Genomic DNA, 17,342 nt, shown 5'->3' with positions numbered 1-17,342 from the left:
CCGGCGATTCCGGAAAAACGCCCGAAATCGGTCACGATAAAACGGAATGAGCGGTCACGATCGCCCGGAACAGGCGGTCACGTTCAAACGGAATGGGTGGTCACGATGGGCCGGAATATGCAGCCCTGGCGGTTTTCTCAAGTGGGCTCTATCGCGGCTTCAATTTAAGCGCCTGTGACCAATACAGGCTGTCCATTATTTACTACGGTGGTCTAGAAGGCGGTACACCTGTTTACTTGCCTTCAATAGAGAGCTTGGCAAATGCAGCTCGGGAATACTTCTGGGAAAACCTCTATCAACCGTATTGCGGATACGAAAAGCTTGTCACCGATGGAGATTAAGAGAGGAATGGATAACCCAGCTGATGTGTCGTCGATCGCTCAACTCTGTTCGGGACGTAGAATCGATTTGCCAAAGGTTGCTGGTATCTATGCATTTTGGTGGGTCGGCAAAAGGGAAACGCTTTTAAACTCTAATCGTTCTATTGTTCTCAAGGGGCCTGGCGGAAAACCTGTGACGGTAAGGTACGAAGACTGGTGACCAGAACACTTGAAGTTTCCGTGCCTTTACGTGGGTAAAACCACCAATATTCATAGGCGATTTTCACTTCACCTGAAACGGGGATGCACGGGGCAACTACATAAACCACGCGAAGAAAATCGAAAAGTGGCACCGAACACCACTTCTTGCCAACTTCGATGGGGCATTGAGCATATCTTTCCCGATGAGCCGCACCCACTGAGGATCATTGAATCCTCAGTGGGTTTCTCCTATCGAACCGATTTTGGAGAAAACGCCGTTGCAGAGCGCTTTTTTGAAGAAGACAGGCTCATTGGAACCTGGCGACCATGGTTTAACATAGACTCCGAGAGATAGCCCGCACTGGGTCTTGGCTCAGGCAGAGGCAGACTGCTTGGAATGAGCGCTAATAACATCCCGAACCTGGCTAGGATCGAAAACGGTATCAAAGCACCAGGAACCAAACCCACCCTGCTCGTTAACCGCCTTAACCCATGTATCCATCGCAGCGCGCTTGGCCCGATTCTGCTCTGAATCTTGGCCTTTCACTTCCAGTACAAGAGTCTGTCCGTTCTTCAACCGAATGAGATAATCCGGCACAAAGTTACGGGATGAGCCATTCCACAAATATCGCACTTTAAAGCCAAGATGGTCATTTTTAGCCCAAGCTTGAATCGACTCATCTTTCTCACAGATGTCCGCCACCGGTTTTTCCCAGGTACTGTCATACACTACATGGCTGATCTGTGAACGCTCGGTCGGCCGACAGGGTTTGGTAGTCAGCCACGGACGCATCTGTGAGGTCGCGCCAATCGGCTGATGCTCATCGAACAACGCCTCCAGGCGCTCAACGTTCTGCTTGCTCACGAAGCGGTTTACATGGGTAACCACGTTGTCCATGTTCAGAGCAAACAACAATCTGCGACGCACCGGGTCCTGGTGCCAGAGGCTTGGGATATCGAGTTTGTCTGACTCCAGGAATTGCTCAACAATTCGAATCAGCTGCACCGCCAGATACTGTTTGTCTCCTTCAAAACCGTCACTACTACTCAGGAACAGCTTTCGTGCTGCCCGGAAGATCAGGTGTTGTAAGCGGAAGTCCTCTACAGCCTTCTCAAGGTCGATTTGAGTGGCTTGCGTAAGATTTGGAATACCAGTCAACGCAGGGGCAATCTCAGCGTTGAGCGGTGTTTGAGCGGGATCTAGGGTCAAAGGCTCCACCGCGTTCCAATCCATCGTCAGTTCAGGTTTCAGAACGGTCTGGACGCGGTCAATATTGGGCCAGCGGATTTCGAAATGGTTTCTGCCTGGCTCCACTTCAACACGCACACTTGGTTTCGGCGGAGGGGGCGTTTCACCACCCTCACCGACTTCCTGGAATATCGAAAGCGGCACACCGAAAACATTGACGTACTCCGGAATAAACTTGCCGCTCTCATCCATGTCGTGAGCGACTCGTCGAAGGCCTCGACCAATCACCTGTTCACATAAAAGCTGGCTACTAAACGCTCTCAGGCCCATGATGTGAGTTACGTTGGCTGCATCCCAACCTTCGGACAGCATGGCCACCGAAATGACGTTCTCAAGGTTCTGGCCAGGCTTGCCACGCTTCCCTACCGTGTCAACCAACGCCCGTAGCTGGTCCTCTTGTTTCTCCGCCAGCAAGGCCTCTTTCTTGTCTGCGGGCAAACCGGATGCCTCTATAATTTCCTCAAGCCGAGCAACGTAGTCTTTATCCTTCGTGATGCTCTCACCGCGCTCTGCTTTTTCCAGAACCTTTGAGTCCACGCGTAAGGTGGCTTTTGGGTTCTGGGTGCCAGAAATCAGGCAATCACCGCTGTTAAAAAAATGCTCAATACGGGAAGCCGTTTCCGTCCGGTTACAGACCGTTAGCAGCACTGGCGGAATGGTATGACCGTTTTCTTCCCAGCTCTTTGCGGTCTCCCTCCAGTCATAGGCCAAAATCGCATAGGCTTTCTGGACCAGATCCGGAAGCGGATCGGTCGGCTGAGCCTTCCTAGCCAGGTCCTGCTTTACAGCGTCATCGCGATACAAATGGTAGAGCTTGCTGGCATAGGTCTTCGCATCAGGCAATGCATCATCCCTGACCACGATTCGTGGTGTCTTGACCAGCCCCGCCTCAATCGCATCGTTCAACCCAAAGTCCGAGATGATCCACTCGAAGAGGCCTTTCTCAGTATTCTTTTTGCCGGTCGGAGAAAACGGCGTCGCCGTCACGTCGAAGCAGCGACGAATACGGCGGGTTTTATGAATACGGTCCAGCCCCTCAATCCATCGAGTCGCTTCCTCCAGATCGATCCCCATTTCCTCTGCTTCTTTCTTACTGACCTTCACTTCAGCTTTCTGGCGGTATGCGTGATGGGCTTCATCGTTGATGACCAGGATGTCTTTAAAGGAAGCCAGCTTACCAAGTACTCGACGGGTGAAAGCTTCATCACTTTCCTTACCCTTTTTCACCACAGAACGAGTTTGTTCCTTCAGGGGCATCAGGCTATGCCAGTTCTCGATCACCAACGATACCTGATTCAGCTTTTGGCGCATGGCTTCGTTAGGGCACAAAACAAACTCGTCGTAGACGTTACTTTCGTTGCCTGGGTTCAGGACCTGAAGTCGACTTTTAACCGTCAGACCGGGGGCCACCACGAAAATGGCTTTGGAGTATCGTTTATCTTTCGGATAGGTGACTGCATTGAGGGTTTGCCAGGTGATGATCAGCGCCATCAAGGAAGTCTTGCCAGACCCGGTGGCCATCTTGTTGCAGATACGCTCCCACGGCCCGCCATCGCCTTGCAGGAATATACCTTGACGATATTCCTCCGGAGCCTCCAGCCACCAGATCAACGATTCGATCGCTTCGAGCTGACAATAATAAAACGGGTATGGCCTCGGACCGCCATTCCAGCGTTTCGAGTTGGGATCCCACTCACCCCTGGAATACCAATGTTTGAGCAACTCCCGCGATACACTGGTCACACCAGGCCAACCAGCACCGCGCCACTCGTCTACTCGTTGGCGGATCCGGTTTACCGTTTCCAGTTCCTCTACCCGTCTGGTGTTGTTACGGGGGTCGTAGAGCTCGTAGGCGGCAGGCCTGCGGCCCTCAACTACCCCAGCAACCCGACCATTATCGTCTTGAGACCAATATTGGTTGGGCTTGTCATAAGGTGAATTGATCACCAGGGAATTCGGTTTATCAGCCATAATCCCGTCCTCAATCCAGCCTGATGACTTTCAGTGACTCGATACCCCGATCGTCGACAATCTTGACTGCAATACACCGATTGTCACCTGGTTCAAAGGGTATAGATTTCGTCCCGTGGAACTTGTCCAACAGGTCTTCATTGAGTTCGGCACGAATATCTTTCTTGAGCTTGTACCAACCATCCTTCTTACCAGCCATGGGGAAGAAAACCTGACGGGCATAGAGTGAACGGTTGTCGTAATCCGTATCGAGCTGCCACATTGCGATGTTCTTCTTGCCGCCCGATTTCAGCTCACCGGTTTTGGTGTCAAAGTAGTCGAAGCCATGAACCTCGACCTGCAGTTTACCGCCCTTAAGTTCATGCACCTCAATATCTGGCTGACCCATGAGCCAAAACGACTGGTTGCTCGCCCGACCTTTTTTGAGATCTTCCGTAAGCAAGTCTGTATTCATGTGCACTTTGAGCGCCTGAATACCTTTTATGTTATCGATATCCTTTGCCGCTTCGGGATCAAAATTGAATGCACAGAACACAAGCATTTTCGGCAGCGGGAATAAGTCACCGGCCTCTCGCATGGCAATTTCAACTTGACGCTGCTCCAATGCCGCATGTTCAGGGCCGAAGCTAACTGCAACGCGATCGCCGCTTTCAGCGATGGTTCCAACCGCGTGGATATAGTGAGCACCGGGAAGAGTTTCAAGATCCTGAAGTCTGATTTGCTGTCCGCCCTTTCCTCGAATTCCACTCTTTAAAAGTTCATCTTGCCAAAGGCTATAGCGTGAGGTTGCTCCTGAGCGAGCAACTGCGGTATCCGCTTCTTTCGGCTGTTCCGATTCATCTAATCCAAGCACTGTGGCAAAAGGCACTGCTTCAACAGTAAAAGGTCCCGTTATCCGAAGTTTATTCCGGCTAACCTCGGGCTTGTCATACAACACTTCCTGACCAGAGTGATTCGAGATACTCTCATCTATTCTGCGCTGCATTTCCACTCGTGTTTTATGAAACTCATGGAACCAATATTCCACACCATGAAGCTGATTTTTCTCTCTAACTGAATCTTGAGCAGTCTTCTCTCCTCCTTTTTTATCAATCCATTCTTTTGGAAGTTCAAATGGCACCTCCCACTCTAACAAGCAGTTATTAGGTGCTTCTAAACCAGTTGGAAGAGTATCTACCCTGTCATTATCCGCAGAAAATTCTAACTTAACTCCTCTACGCCCACCATTTTCAACCTCAAATAAAGGCAGGCTTTTATTTGAACATTGCAATTGGTTATTAAGATTACCCAAAGAATTCATTAAAGCTGGGTGAAAATTATTATATATATCTTCGATCTCTGGATTGCTAGCAATAGATCGCAGAGTAATGTGGGGGACTGATCTATAAATAAATCCACCACTCAACCCTTCCTGAGGGTACTTCAACTCGTAATAGTCGTAACTAGCCGTCATCAGCCTCTGCTTTGCCAATGTGACAGCGACCCTGGAGGTATCACAGGTAATCCAGCGCCTCCCCCACTTTTCTGCAACATAAGCTGTAGTACCACTTCCACAAGTTGGATCAAGAACAAGATCTCCTGGATCCGTAGTCATAAGTAAACAACGCTCAATTACTTTCTGACTGGTCTCAACCACATAGCGCTTATCAGCCATAAAGCTAGGCATTACATCGTCCCAATAGTCTCCCAGAGGGTAAACTGGAAAATCTTTCAAAAACCTCACATAGCCGACAGAATTACCCGATGCTTCGAGTCTTCTTGCCAGTTTTAAGCGATGGATGCCCTGTTCATTAGTCTTCCAACGTGCGGACATTGAAGGAAGATATTCTTTCCCATCGATCTCTATCGGAAACCAGCACGCAGCTCCTTCACCCTTGTCGCGCCCAACACTTTGGCTTGTAAGATTATCACGACAATAAATACCATCTGCCTTCCCATCAGTCGCCGACAAGGCACGCTGTTCACCATTATGAAGACGAACTCGCGTATACCCACTTCCACCTTTTCCTCCTGGCCTCTTTTCTTTAAGGATTGGATTGTATTTCGCTTTGCTCTTATCTTTTGAATACCAAATAAGATAATCCACAGTCGGGCTTACGAAGTCTCCCGTAGAACTTGATGTTTTGACAAAAGATAGCTGCGATATATAGTTATCTACACCAAAAATCTCGTCCATTAACTCTCTAACATGATGCAAATTTTCATGCGAAATTTGAACAAAAACTGACCCCCTCTCATTTAGAAGCTCTCTCGCTAGAAAGAGTCGATCCCTGAGGTATGCAAGATATGAATGGATCCCTAATTCCCATGTGTCACGAAAAGCTTTGATCATCTCAGGCTCTTGAGTAAGATCTTCGTCCTTCTTATCTTTCACGTCTCTTTTATTAACAAAAGGTTGAAAGTTCGATCCATATTTAATCCCATAAGGAGGATCGATAAATATCATTTGAACTTGACCAGACATACTCTCTTTCTGCAGCAGAGAGTTCATTACCAATAGTGAATCCCCCGCAACCATTCGGTTAGCCCAATCTCTCTCATGCCGATAGAAATCAATAGCATCTCGAAGGGGAAGGTTCTCAAAAGGTGCATGAAAAAGATCCGGCTGTAGCGTGGTGGACACTTTTCCCTTGGTATCATTAATCCGCTTCTGAACTACAGCCAAAATCGTTGCAGGGTCAATTCGCTCATGAACATGAAGTGAAACGGTATCCACATCAAAACTGGTGCGCTCCGCTTTCCCAGTCCAATTAAGGTAGGGAGCCTGCATACGCTTGAGCTCAGAAAGATCGCCTCGCTCCCGCCCCAGAAATTCCTTATCAGCTACTCTCTTGCGAAGATTGGCAACCACCTCCCGAATGGCCGACTCGTCATCAGCCGCTAGGGCATGATCCAGCCACATCAACAGGTCATCTTTCGCCTGTTTTGCTTCGACCTCTCGGGCGTGTAGCGCATCCTCAATCAGGTCTTCGACTTGCGACCTGGTTGAATCGAATTGCAGCTCTGGAGAGAGGTGCGGGTCATACTGCCAGGTCGTTTTTTGCTCCTCTCCGTCGGAATGAGTATCCACCATGCCAACGTGAGGATTGTTCTTCCGCTTCTCGTCGTATCGGTACGACAACACCTGGCTGTGCTCCCCCTTTTTCTTTGCCGGCTGGCGAGGCGCTCTCGGTGAGGCTGCCTTCTGACTGGAATAGACGAGATCTTCCTGTGAAGGCGCTTGCTGAGCTTCCAACTCAAAACCATCAGGCATCGCTTGCTCGCCTGCCGCAGGCTGGTTCAGATAGGTTGCACCACCGCGTCCACGCCCTTTCCCTATGACCCCTTCATCGAGGAGCTGGTTTCGAGCCGCATCAAAATCCTCGTCGCTGAACGCGAGTAGGTGGTCGTTGCGAATCTGGTCTTTGAGGCTCATGTTGCCGACAGTTGATCCATCCTTGGGTAACAAGGAAAGCAACAGGGATTTGATCTGCTCGATATTGGTGCTCATGGAATACTCGCTGCGAATACTTGGTTCCGTCCTCCCCATCGTTGCGACAGGGCTGGCAAGTGGCCGAGCTGATGGGCTCAGGCTTCGACCACGCTCTTCAATATTGTCAGGTGGTAAAAGTAGCAGAAAGGGACATGAACATCAGGTGTTTATCTCATCTACCGAGGGCGCCAGAGATCCTGCGGGTAGCCTTATTGAAGGATAACCCACTTAAGGGCACCATCTAGCCTAAAGCTCATCCCTCAACTTGGACCAGCCCACCTCATGAGATTTGAACCACCGGAACTAAAAATTGATCAGGAATCTCCTTGGTCTGCCAGTGCTTTTCCCCTCAGCGATACAGGGCAGAAATTGACCCACCTCGTTAAAGGGGTGGAGGGCCCGGCGGTCATTTCATTGACCTCGCCGTGGGGGACCGGGAAAACAACGTTCCTCGACATGTGGGCAGCGTCTCTGAAGCAAGATAAGGCGAAAGTAGTCAAATTCAGTGCCTGGGAGGTCGACTACACCCACGATGCGTTAGTCGCGCTGATTCAGGAACTGGGAAGCCAGTTACAAGCTCACCAAGCAAAAAGCCCCAGCTTCGATAAAGTGCGAAATAAAGGTTTGGAGCTCGTGCGAACTGTCACTCCCTTCGCAGTGAAAATAGCTACTAGCGGTCTGATTGATCTAGAAGGTGTCGGCGAGCTGTCGAAGGAGCTGGTCGAGAAGAAACTACAGGCCCACGAGAGCGCCAAAAAGTCTGCAGAAGGTTTTCGAGACTGCCTTCAAAATTACGCGGAAGACCTTCAAGAGGTTGGCAACGAATTCCCGTTGGTTATTATCGTGGACGAACTGGACCGATGCCGACCCAGCTACGCCGTTGAACTTTTGGAATCAATCAAGCATTTCTTTAATGTTCCTGGTGTCGTTTTTGTGATTGGCATCGATGGAGAGCAACTCGGCGAAGCGATCAAAGGACATTATGGTCAGGGCTACGACGGGCATCGATACCTTCGAAAGTTCTTCCATCTTCAACTGCGCCTTCCTGAACCAGATTTAGAAAGTTTCTGCGCAAACCTTCTCAACAAGCTAGGCATCAAAGAGGGCTTCGACGGCTTGGGCAGCTCGTCCAGGAGCGAGAGCAGCTTTCCTAATGACTTCATTGTCAATCTTGCCCGAACCTACAGGCTTTCACTTCGAGACATTGAACGGTTAATGCTCGAAGCTGGAGCCATACATGCCGCCAACCCGAAGTTCCCGCCAATCCTGGCTGCCCCAATTCTCTGGTTGCTTGTGCAAAGATATGAGAACCCCAGCCTGTTTGATGAAGCGACATCGAAGAGACTGAATAGCGAGGCTCTCTGGAAACATATTGAAAACGATCGGAAAACTCTGTTCAGAGGCTCGGAGGATCTGGAAATCAGGTTTCGAGTTATCTTCACGTATCTGATTGAGGGCAAAGTAGGTGTGGGTCAGCTCCATAGCCGAGCTAAAAAAATAACTGAGGCTGACGGTGCAAAGGCACCCGATACAAGGTATTGGGGGCAGATAATTTCCAAATGTCTGCATTTTTTGGAAATCGACAGTCAACGCGATTTTATGGATGACGCCCTATCAACGATGAGCTTACTGGGTTACCGGAGATTAAATGACGTTTACTATTAAGATCATAGGAGTGAAGAGAACCTACGAACCAGTGTGACTGGGGGGTTAGAACGCAGGGCGCAGTTCAGCACATAAAACGACCATGTTACCAATTGAAAGTCAGTAACCGTGCCGGTTGAAATTAGAACTTGGCTGTTTCCTCCAGCTAAAACGGCGACAAGACAGCATCCATTGGACAGATTACATTTCAGGGACAAGGTGAGCCTCTGAAGATGACGCACAGGGAAAGGATATGAGCTCCAACCAGTCCAGCTTCAAACTACCCGTAGGAATAGACAAGGAGACGGGCTCGTTACGCAGAATTGACGAAGTGAGCCGCGGACTGGGATGTAACTGCCTCTGCCCTGGCTGTAAAACGCTGCTGATTGCCCGGAAAGGAGAGCTAAAGGCCCATCACTTCGCCCATCACACTCCTCCACCCGAAAGCACCCTCAGTTGTGCAGAGTCTGCGCTACACAAGTGGGCAAAAAATATAGTCGCAAAGCAAAGAACGTGGAGCTTACGTGCGGAGCACTTTGTCCCAAAGGCCTGGACGACCCGGCTGGGAGAAACGTTAGCCAGCCATGACGAATGGTGGAGCCCCTTCTCCGACAACTCTTTCATCATTAAGGATACGATGGAGGAGTATGATTTCGGTGACTGGAAGCCAGACGTGCTCCTTGTCGGTCAGTTTCGCGGTGTAGAAACTAGGATTGCTGTCGAGATAAAAGTCTCTCACCCCGTCGATGAGGCGAAGCTTAAAAAAGTACGGAAAAGCGATATCGACCTTCTGGAAATCGAGCTTAACCCAGATCTAATGCTGGACGGCGTTCTCACCGAAGCCGCACTCGAGAAAGAGATTCTTGACCACAAAAATCAGCTCTGGCTACACACCCCATTGGCGTCCCGGCTGAAATCAAAGCACGACTTGGAATTTGAGGAACAAGTAGCAAGGCCGGTCTTGGCCGATCACGATAGAAAATTTGAAGAGTTCGGGCAGATTCTCACCGGCCAGGATTTCGAGGTGCCTGAGTGTCGGCTTTATGACTTCCCAGATGACCTGCACAGAGGCACGTTCTCGTTTTTCAGCGACGGTAAATCGATAGATTTGGCAATTGGGAAAGAGATAGTCAGCCGTCGAAAGACCTACCCAGTGGCGAGAACTGAGGTATTACTGGACCGAATTCGACTTCATTTGATTGTGCAGGGAGGAAAAACGCACCCTATCGATTTGATCCTTCGGTCAGTTCGAACTGATACCGAAATTTCTCGGAAACCGCTTGAAAACACCTCGACTTTAGCTTTGCTGGTTGAACCAAAGAATGATCCCGAATTGTGGCTACAAACAAACCGATTGGAATGGATCTTTTCTCGGCGGCGCAGCAGGGTTATCAGAGACCTTCGCACCCACTTGAACACTAGGCTGCGAGAAATCAAACAAAGAGAACGCCAAGCAGAAGAGAGGCGATATGAGGCCGCAACAAAGCTGACCGAGCAAATCATTAGACTTTCCAATGTCTATCAGCAATCTGAGCCTGATTGGTCCCGATCCCACCGAGACCGATTCATTGAGGCTAGAGAGATTGCGAGAGCTTTTGGGGACGGGCCTTACGGAGGGAATGGCCTCTCTGATCGTACAACTCACGACTGGATATTTGGTGTTCCAGGCCAGCAATGGAAAACCATATTAGCTGCCGAAATGATCCTCCGCCCAGACGTCGACGATCTCATAAAGTTCAAAAGCTTACGATTCTTTCTACGCAAAAACCGGTTAACCATGCATAGAGCCTTAAGTTCCCTCTGGAAACTGGAGGAAGGACCGAAAGTGTTCGAGAACCAGACCCGCCATTTAGATCGAACAATTGAATTACCAACAGTCGGAAGCGCATTACACCATTGGCTCTCACACTTGGCTGAAGTTCAGCCCAATCTCATTAGCAAGATAGGCCGTTTTAATAAGGGATTCCGCTGGATCTCTGGTCAAAGAGAACGACTACTAGCCGATGCGAAAGGGTTTCTTGAAAATGGTGGACGTTAATATTTCTTCAGAACCGCTAACCGCGCACCCAACAGCTCTTAGGCCAAGAGTTCTGCGAAATCGACGGCAAACTCCCGTTCTAGGTACTGTACCGTGGTCGGCTGGCCATCCAGCGAAGCCCTTACCAACTGAGACGTGAACAAGCCGCTCTTGGGCTTCCATTTTGCTTCGCTTCGAGGCACAGCTCTCAACCAATCGACGAGAGCGACATACTCAGATCTATCTGGATCGTTCGAGTTCTCAGCGATGTTTGGGCAAACCAACGCCTTCTGCAACAGCGGAATGTTGCCGAGCAATACATCTCGAACCGGTTTTGCACTCTGGATAACTTGCCCTACTCCAACGAATCCATAACCCTTTAGATAAGCCGCTACAAAGTCCCCGACTTGAAGCCCCTGAATAGCATCTCGAAAGCGCGGCGCTTGACCTGCCGAAATAAAGCCATGCTCGACGTAATCATCCCAATTCCGGTGAGGACCTTCGCCAATGTTGTAATAGTAAAGTCCATTCTGAAAATCGAACCCGGAGAGATACTTATGCAACGAATCGTGAGGCCGAAAATTGTCTGCGTAGTGGCCGGAGGAAATATTTGTCAGCTGTTTACCAAGCTTCCAAAGCAGCGTTTTCTCAACCAGCAGCGCGTCATGCTCGGACAGGTTACGAGCAATTACCCGAATAATCGGCTCTAGCCCCTCTTTCCTGATCGCCTTAATACGCCTGGTTTTCTGGCTATCCGACTCATCGCTCACATGGGCGTACTTTCGGGAGCCTTTGCCCTTGCCGTAGTAGAACTCCTCGAAATTCCGGGGATCGATGTAGACGTACACGTAATAATTGCTCATGAGACTCTTATGATTGGCTACTATAAACGTCGTTTCTCGGTCACGCGCCTAGAGAAAACGCTCTGCGAAGAAAAAATACTATCTACTTGTGAAGCACCTCATTCAGACTTGGCCTCGCCTGCTGCAATTGCAGCACGGCACCTATCCCGACGCTGAGACCAAATTCCCCTTGCCAAGTCGTTGCCTTCTTCATCTGCATTAAGCAGGAATCCCTCACACATAGCCTCCATCTCATAGGCGAGTGAAAGAAGGTCGGGCACTGATTTCTGAAGGCCATAGGCTGCTTCAAAGGCGTGAAGATCCCGATGTTCTTCGTATCCATTTTGACCTCCCCGCACAGTGATCCAGCCTTCATCCGACACGAAAACATCAATGGGGTCGAAATCAATTTGAACATGAGCCTTTTCGAACGCAACAGCGACCAACGAGGATCGAACTGCAGCTGCCATGTGCGACGTAAGGTTGAGAGGTTTAGACATCGTGAATTCCTGATTTTGGTTCGCCGAGGCCGCAACGAACCGAGATAAGTTATTATGGGCGGCTAACATATTTAGAAAAGAGTGAGTCCATTTCCTTCTCGAGTAGTAACTGGTTGCAACGTTCGAGCTGTCCATAAACCCCTAGAAGAGAAATCACAACGTTCCTCTTCGAGTCAAAATCTTCCCCCAACTCCAACCCTCCTAGAGCGTGTTTCGTCGATTCGAGCTCTACATACTCTTCCAAATCATCAAGGCCTTTCGCTTTCATATCACGCACCGTCAAACTTATTTCGAACGGCGCCGCCCCGAGATATAAACGGGCAATAGCATCGAAAGAATCGATCATTTTTCGACCACTAAAGTCCAAATCATCTTCACGCGCTGCTGCGTTTACCCCAAGCACCTGCCCTAAAGAGGTTGTGAGCTCATTATGGCTTTCCAACAGCCGCTTCTGTCGTTCCTTGTAGTAGTCAAAGAGGTGCTGTCTTGCCGAAAATTCGTTAGCCTCTCGCAATTGGGCGAGCGTGGCTTTAAATTGCAAGGACGCGGCTTTATACGCCGCGAGGGCTGCGATAGCAGCCGGTCCAACAATTTTGATTGCCTCTAGGCCGATAGAATTAAGAAGCTCAGCAAGAACCGGGTCCATGATTTTTCTCTGTTCGGATTAGGCCTGTCTTTTTCGGCGCTTTAGCAGTCTGAGACAAAGGCAGCTCAGAAGTGCGGCCAGCGTCCGTGAAAATTGCCAGCGATAATCAATGCTTGTTTACAGGCCACACTTTAGTTCCGATGCTTTTGAACTTCGTCACTGCCAAAGCACCACGTTCATTTCGCGCTTTTGAGCCGGGCGCCAGGATCGCCCTCTCAACCGCCGGACGCTCAGCCTCCCACATCTCGATTACTTCAAATCTTTCGTCCAGCAAAACCAACAAGACACTGTCCCACTCATAGTCGAGGCGAATCGATCCCAGCCTTTGACCGGCCCCGGGTCTTTCAGGCAAACAACGGCCCTTGATTTGAACCTTTCGTCCCGCAAGATCAGTGGCGTCATAACCAGCTTGCCTTGCCCCGGCTAGCTTTAAGTCGAGTAGCTTAGCAGCGGTGAACTCTGCAATCTCACCAGTGATTCCCAGTGGTTTGCCGGTCAGCTTTTTAAAACGAATAGCGACATCTTTTGCCGCCGCAAGAATTTCCTGCAACTCGTTATCCACAGCGCTCCTCTCGATCTGGCGCTCGCAGCAGATCTATGCTGCCAGAACCTCTACCTAATCTGTTTTGATCAGCTTAAACATGCTCCAACGGCTAACTAGGTAGCTGGTAACTGACCTTGGAACCATTCGTAATGACGATTTTCTGGCGAACGAGTTCATCCATAATCTTCGCCAGCTCATCCTCTTCAAGGCTCTTCATGAATAGCGAGTTCACTGAGTTCGAGAGTGTTTTCACTGCTCTTGGCTTAGCCGACCCTCGTGTTTTAAGAAACTCGACGATAGCGTCGATTCGCTCAGCCATGGATTTGGAGTTTGCAATCTTCAGAAGGGGGATTTCGGAGATATCCTTTTCACGTTGCGCGTAAATTTTCTTGCCCTTCAAATGCTTGATCAACGGGTCAAAGCCGGTGTCCTTTGAAATAACATGGAAGTAGCAATCGGGATCTTTAGCAGCGATGTTCCCAATGTAGAACGCGATATGAAAGTCCAGAGCGTTAGGCCCATTTCCCTCAATCTTCACATATTCGGCATCAGGGCCGAGAGATTGCATTGCACAAGCGAGATCAAACGAAATCTTCACCTGCTTAGAGCCCACGAAAACAAGGACTTTAAAGCCATGCCCCTTTAGCAGCTCGAGATTTTTCGGCTGCACATTTTCGAAGTCAATCAGAACGTAGTTGGTTTTCAAGGCTACTTCCCCGCTTCCTTGCTGATGGTTTCAAAAGGAGTCAGCTCGAACTCCAAAACGTTGTAACTCCCTTCAATTAATCAGCAGGTTAGACCAAACCATAGTTCGTTACCATCTGATCTGACTACGTGCTGGCCTCCACCTCCAAGATCATCCCTTCGCAACAAAAAATGAATGTGCACTGGTCGAGACGAGTGGCCCATGAAGGACCACTCGCTAAATTTCATCTGGAAGCCGACTGAGCAGGTTTCAGGTCATTTTGTAGCTTTGATACTACAGAGGAGCTGTCCACCGCGTTCTCTTCTGCATCTTTCGTCGGTGGATAAAACTCCTCAACCACCTGGTTCATCTCATCCTCATCATATTCAAACAATGCATTGCAAAATCCCTTCGCAGCTGCCGCATCCAGCGCAGCCTGGTCAACACCCAGTTCCTTCACCTGCCTGGCCTTTTCCCCTGCCTCGGTCACCGCCTCCTGCAGTGACAACCCTTCCTTGATCACCAGATCCACATAGTAAATCGGTGTTCGATGACTCTGTGTCGTGCTTTTACCCCGCAACTTCAATTCCAACGGCATGTACGCCAATAGACCATCAGAGACTGCCTGGTAGTAGCTAAGCCTGGCCGCAAGGGTCCGGATGCTGTTGTAGCCGGTCGTGCGGAAGATGAAGGTGCCGAGATCATCGTCGTCACCGACCTTCACGTTCAGACGGCCATACGGCTTGCACAGCCCCCCTTTACCGAACTCACACAGCGTTGGCCCCGGGCAGGGCAAAGACTGAACTCCAGACTGCGTCAGGCGCTTACAGCTATCGCCATTGCCTACGCACATGGGGCGCCCGCTTTTGCGGTCGAACATGGTGTACTCAGCCCGCAGGTTGAGATCCGCGTCGTTGAAGAGCATGCGTACCGGGATAGTCCGCAGTTTGCCGTTTGGCGAATCCTTTCTCAGCTCCTCATCCATGGGATGAAGTACCCAGCCATCCTTTTCCTGGATCTGAGAGGTGATGGTGAATTGATCGTCTTTCTTGGGTAGCCGGATGCCGTTTTTCTCAACGACCCGACCAATGCTGATACGCCCCAACACGGGAGGCGTGATGGCTAAACCTTTAATCATGATGACGCTCCTGAAAAAGGACCACGGGGCACTCGTCACGCCCGCGTGGCCAATGGGGTATTCATGCTTGGATGAGGAATCGACGGCTTCCTGGCTTCGTCAGTGGGTATTGCTCCAGCAGTTCTGGCTGATCCTTCAACAGCTGTTTCACGTTAAGCCCAACGGAATCCTTGCTCCTCTTCCAGCTGACGCTGCCGCTTGGGAAGGTTGCCTTTGAGGCTTCGCCCATCTGGCTCTCGATGCGCTGTCTCAGGTGGGATTCAGTGGATTTGAGGCTTTCCATTTCCGAACGGATGGCCAGCAGCTCGTCGAACGCATCCGACAGATCCTTGCTTTGGCTGAAGTCCAGGGTCTCGCCTCTGTCTACTGGGTAAAGATGGCGGAGGGCACGTTCTGCAGAGTCACTTCCATCGACCGGTGGCGGAGTGTCCGTTTCCACGAAATCCCAGAACTGGCGCTCTAGCACATACAGCGCTTCGATGAGCTCTTCATTCCGGTCAACGCGGTAGATCTTCAACTCCTGGCCACACAGCAGAACGCAAACGTCCGCTGCCTGTTTGCCGGTGACAGCCAACTGGTGCTGCACCTGGCACTGAATGTAGTCCGGCACGCCCTCTTTCCAGAGTCGTGACCCGAATTCCCCGGCTGTTTTGCACTCGAGGATCTGGACATCGTCATCGGCCACCACGGAGTAATCCAGGTTGGCCAACATCCAGTGCTTTTCTGGATCAGGGTGCTGCAGTACCGCATTCACCCGACGTACCTTCCGGCCCGTTTGCTGGCTGTACTGCTCAGCCACAATCGGCTCCAAAATATGGCCCCAGTAGACCGGTGAGGTGGGGTCGTCAGAGTCCGGTTTTGGTAGGCCAGCATCCCTGCCGGTTTTGACCATCCAGAGTTCCAGTTGGGACTGATAAGGGTTCATGCCGACAGCGGCTGCGGCATCGCTACTGCCAATGCCCTGCTTACGCACCCTCAGCCATTCATCCCTGCTGAGGCCCTTGGTGGAGACCAGGCGCAATGCTGGTCGTTGTTTTTTAATCGTGTTTGCACTCATGCCCATGGTGTTTTCCTCCAGACATAAAAAAGCCCACCGGAGCATCAGGCTCCGATGGGCTTTATGGCGGTTTTGCGATTTGTAGGATTGGCTCATGCCACAAGTGACATGGCCTGCTCTAATGCACGGTTCTTCAAAGCTGCCCCGGTTCCGAACCAGGCTGAGTCCAGTCGGTGGTCCACGGTTTTGGCACGACGTTGGTGGTCGATGAATTCCGTTATCGCATTCAGCAGTCCGTAGGCCGTGCCTTCTGACGATGCCAGGTTGGCACCCATGCCCTCGCCTTCATACAGACTCAGAGCCTTCGCCATGGAGCGCTCGTTGGTTTTGCCGACGCCAGCACCGGAATCGTCAGTGAACACCTTGAGGAAGTAGTTCCTGGCCTCTGTGGTCTTAACCTTTCGCTCACTCAGGGTCTTCAGGCTATACATGAACTGGTCCCAGGCTGAGACTGAAATTCCTAGCTGCTTCTTGACCAGGTCGGCATCGAAGGCAGTGTTGTGCTTCACTTTTACGGAATTGGCCGTGGAGACGTTCAGGGCAACCGCGAGGGTGTTGTTACACACTACGCGGATACTGGTGAACTGAGCAGTCGTGGCCATAGTGCCGTCACAGGCGGTTGCCAGCAGAACATAGGCATTGGTTTGATCGTTGCCTTTGAGCATGCCTGATTGGCCGGTGCGGGCCAGCGCCCACATCTTGCGACCGCCTTTCAGGACACCGGCTGTTTCCAGTTCAAAACCCGAAACCTCGGTCAGATCCCGGTAGAACTCCAGGATCTCCTCAGGCTGAACCACTTTGAATCGATTACCGACGACCGATAGCGGAGCCTTGGTATCCGAGCGGTAAAGCACTTTGGAATCCGGGTAAGAGAGGATTTCACCCAGGCTGCCGCTGGAATTGGTGACAAAGCGGACAGGGCTTTCCTGAATTTGCCAGTCTAGGCCCGCTTGTTTTGCCCAGACCTCCAGGGGCTGATTGGAAGTCAGTTCATTCCCCAGACCATGCCAGGGGGTTTGGCCAACGTAAGCCATTTGCTCGATGAGATGAGCCATA

12 protein-coding genes are annotated in these 17,342 nt (G+C 50.6%); 2 read left to right on the top strand and 10 right to left on the bottom strand.

Annotated elements, in window-relative coordinates; genetic code table 11:
* Positions 1-894: 894 nt before the first annotated feature.
* A complete protein-coding gene (locus MDHKLMBL_RS06055) occupies positions 895-3,741 on the bottom strand; it encodes a BPTD_3080 family restriction endonuclease (protein ID WP_104270351.1) in 2,847 nt (948 codons plus the stop codon).
* Between the two features lie 10 nt (positions 3,742-3,751).
* Positions 3,752-7,231, bottom strand: a complete 3,480-nt coding sequence (locus tag MDHKLMBL_RS06050; RefSeq protein ID WP_104270350.1) for a site-specific DNA-methyltransferase — start codon at positions 7,229-7,231, stop codon at positions 3,752-3,754.
* 264 nt (positions 7,232-7,495) lie between these two features.
* On the opposite strand from MDHKLMBL_RS06050, the gene MDHKLMBL_RS06045 reads away from it, so the two are divergent.
* Both MDHKLMBL_RS06045 and MDHKLMBL_RS06040 read left to right on the top strand, forming a co-directional pair.
* Positions 7,496-8,878 carry a KAP family P-loop NTPase fold protein gene (locus tag MDHKLMBL_RS06045; RefSeq protein WP_104270349.1) on the top strand — a complete coding sequence of 461 codons (1,383 nt, stop codon included), beginning with the start codon at positions 7,496-7,498 and terminating at the stop codon, positions 8,876-8,878.
* Positions 8,879-9,110: 232 nt separating this feature from the next.
* Positions 9,111-10,895 (top strand): competence protein CoiA family protein, encoded by a 1,785-nt coding sequence (locus tag MDHKLMBL_RS06040; protein WP_104270348.1) that lies wholly within the window; start codon positions 9,111-9,113, stop codon positions 10,893-10,895.
* A gap of 38 nt (positions 10,896-10,933) precedes the next feature.
* On the opposite strand, the gene MDHKLMBL_RS06035 is transcribed toward MDHKLMBL_RS06040, so the two are convergent.
* The 8 genes from MDHKLMBL_RS06035 to MDHKLMBL_RS06000 form a co-directional block, all read right to left on the bottom strand.
* Complete coding sequence (locus MDHKLMBL_RS06035) at positions 10,934-11,737, bottom strand: GIY-YIG nuclease family protein (RefSeq protein ID WP_104270347.1); 804 nt, start codon at positions 11,735-11,737, stop codon at positions 10,934-10,936.
* A gap of 98 nt (positions 11,738-11,835) precedes the next feature.
* Positions 11,836-12,216 carry a hypothetical protein gene (locus tag MDHKLMBL_RS06030; protein WP_146083406.1) on the bottom strand — a complete coding sequence of 127 codons (381 nt, stop codon included), beginning with the start codon at positions 12,214-12,216 and terminating at the stop codon, positions 11,836-11,838.
* 52 nt (positions 12,217-12,268) lie between these two features.
* Positions 12,269-12,862: a hypothetical protein gene (locus tag MDHKLMBL_RS06025; RefSeq protein WP_104270345.1), complete on the bottom strand. Its 594-nt coding sequence runs from the start codon at positions 12,860-12,862 to the stop codon at positions 12,269-12,271.
* 106 nt (positions 12,863-12,968) lie between these two features.
* Positions 12,969-13,424 carry a DUF6998 domain-containing protein gene (locus MDHKLMBL_RS06020; protein WP_199185488.1) on the bottom strand — a complete coding sequence of 152 codons (456 nt, stop codon included), beginning with the start codon at positions 13,422-13,424 and terminating at the stop codon, positions 12,969-12,971.
* A 91-nt stretch (positions 13,425-13,515) separates the two neighbouring features.
* Positions 13,516-14,112, bottom strand: coding sequence for a PIN domain-containing protein (locus MDHKLMBL_RS06015; protein WP_104270343.1), 597 nt, complete (start codon positions 14,110-14,112; stop codon positions 13,516-13,518).
* A 223-nt stretch (positions 14,113-14,335) separates the two neighbouring features.
* The gene (locus tag MDHKLMBL_RS06010; RefSeq protein ID WP_104270342.1) at positions 14,336-15,229 is read right to left on the bottom strand and encodes a recombination directionality factor; all 894 of its coding nucleotides are present in this window, start codon (positions 15,227-15,229) and stop codon (positions 14,336-14,338) included.
* 61 nt (positions 15,230-15,290) lie between these two features.
* A complete protein-coding gene (locus MDHKLMBL_RS06005) occupies positions 15,291-16,292 on the bottom strand; it encodes a YqaJ viral recombinase family nuclease (RefSeq protein WP_199185487.1) in 1,002 nt (333 codons plus the stop codon).
* An 86-nt stretch (positions 16,293-16,378) separates the two neighbouring features.
* Positions 16,379-17,341: a DUF932 domain-containing protein gene (locus MDHKLMBL_RS06000; RefSeq protein ID WP_104270341.1), complete on the bottom strand. Its 963-nt coding sequence runs from the start codon at positions 17,339-17,341 to the stop codon at positions 16,379-16,381.
* Between the last annotated feature and the right edge of the window lies 1 nt (position 17,342).

The sequence above is a fragment of the Marinobacter flavimaris genome, assembly GCF_002933295.1.
Lineage (GTDB): Bacteria > Pseudomonadota > Gammaproteobacteria > Pseudomonadales > Oleiphilaceae > Marinobacter > Marinobacter flavimaris.
The sequence above is the reverse complement of the archived record's forward strand: the minus strand, read 5'-3'. Positions and strand labels throughout refer to the sequence as shown.

Excerpts from the sequence above, each read along its gene's own strand:
- MDHKLMBL_RS06055 (WP_104270351.1), bottom strand. The coding sequence starts at position 3,741 with ATGGCTGATAAACCGAATTCCCTGGTGATCAATTCACCTTATGACAAG.
- MDHKLMBL_RS06050 (WP_104270350.1), bottom strand. The coding sequence starts at position 7,231 with ATGAGCACCAATATCGAGCAGATCAAATCCCTGTTGCTTTCCTTGTTA.
- MDHKLMBL_RS06045 (WP_104270349.1), top strand. The coding sequence starts at position 7,496 with ATGAGATTTGAACCACCGGAACTAAAAATTGATCAGGAATCTCCTTGG.
- MDHKLMBL_RS06040 (WP_104270348.1), top strand. The coding sequence starts at position 9,111 with ATGAGCTCCAACCAGTCCAGCTTCAAACTACCCGTAGGAATAGACAAG.
- MDHKLMBL_RS06035 (WP_104270347.1), bottom strand. The coding sequence starts at position 11,737 with ATGAGCAATTATTACGTGTACGTCTACATCGATCCCCGGAATTTCGAG.
- MDHKLMBL_RS06030 (WP_146083406.1), bottom strand. The coding sequence starts at position 12,216 with ATGTCTAAACCTCTCAACCTTACGTCGCACATGGCAGCTGCAGTTCGA.
- MDHKLMBL_RS06025 (WP_104270345.1), bottom strand. The coding sequence starts at position 12,862 with ATGGACCCGGTTCTTGCTGAGCTTCTTAATTCTATCGGCCTAGAGGCA.
- MDHKLMBL_RS06010 (WP_104270342.1), bottom strand. The coding sequence starts at position 15,229 with ATGATTAAAGGTTTAGCCATCACGCCTCCCGTGTTGGGGCGTATCAGC.
- MDHKLMBL_RS06005 (WP_199185487.1), bottom strand. The coding sequence starts at position 16,292 with ATGGGCATGAGTGCAAACACGATTAAAAAACAACGACCAGCATTGCGC.
- MDHKLMBL_RS06000 (WP_104270341.1), bottom strand. The coding sequence starts at position 17,341 with ATGGCTCATCTCATCGAGCAAATGGCTTACGTTGGCCAAACCCCCTGG.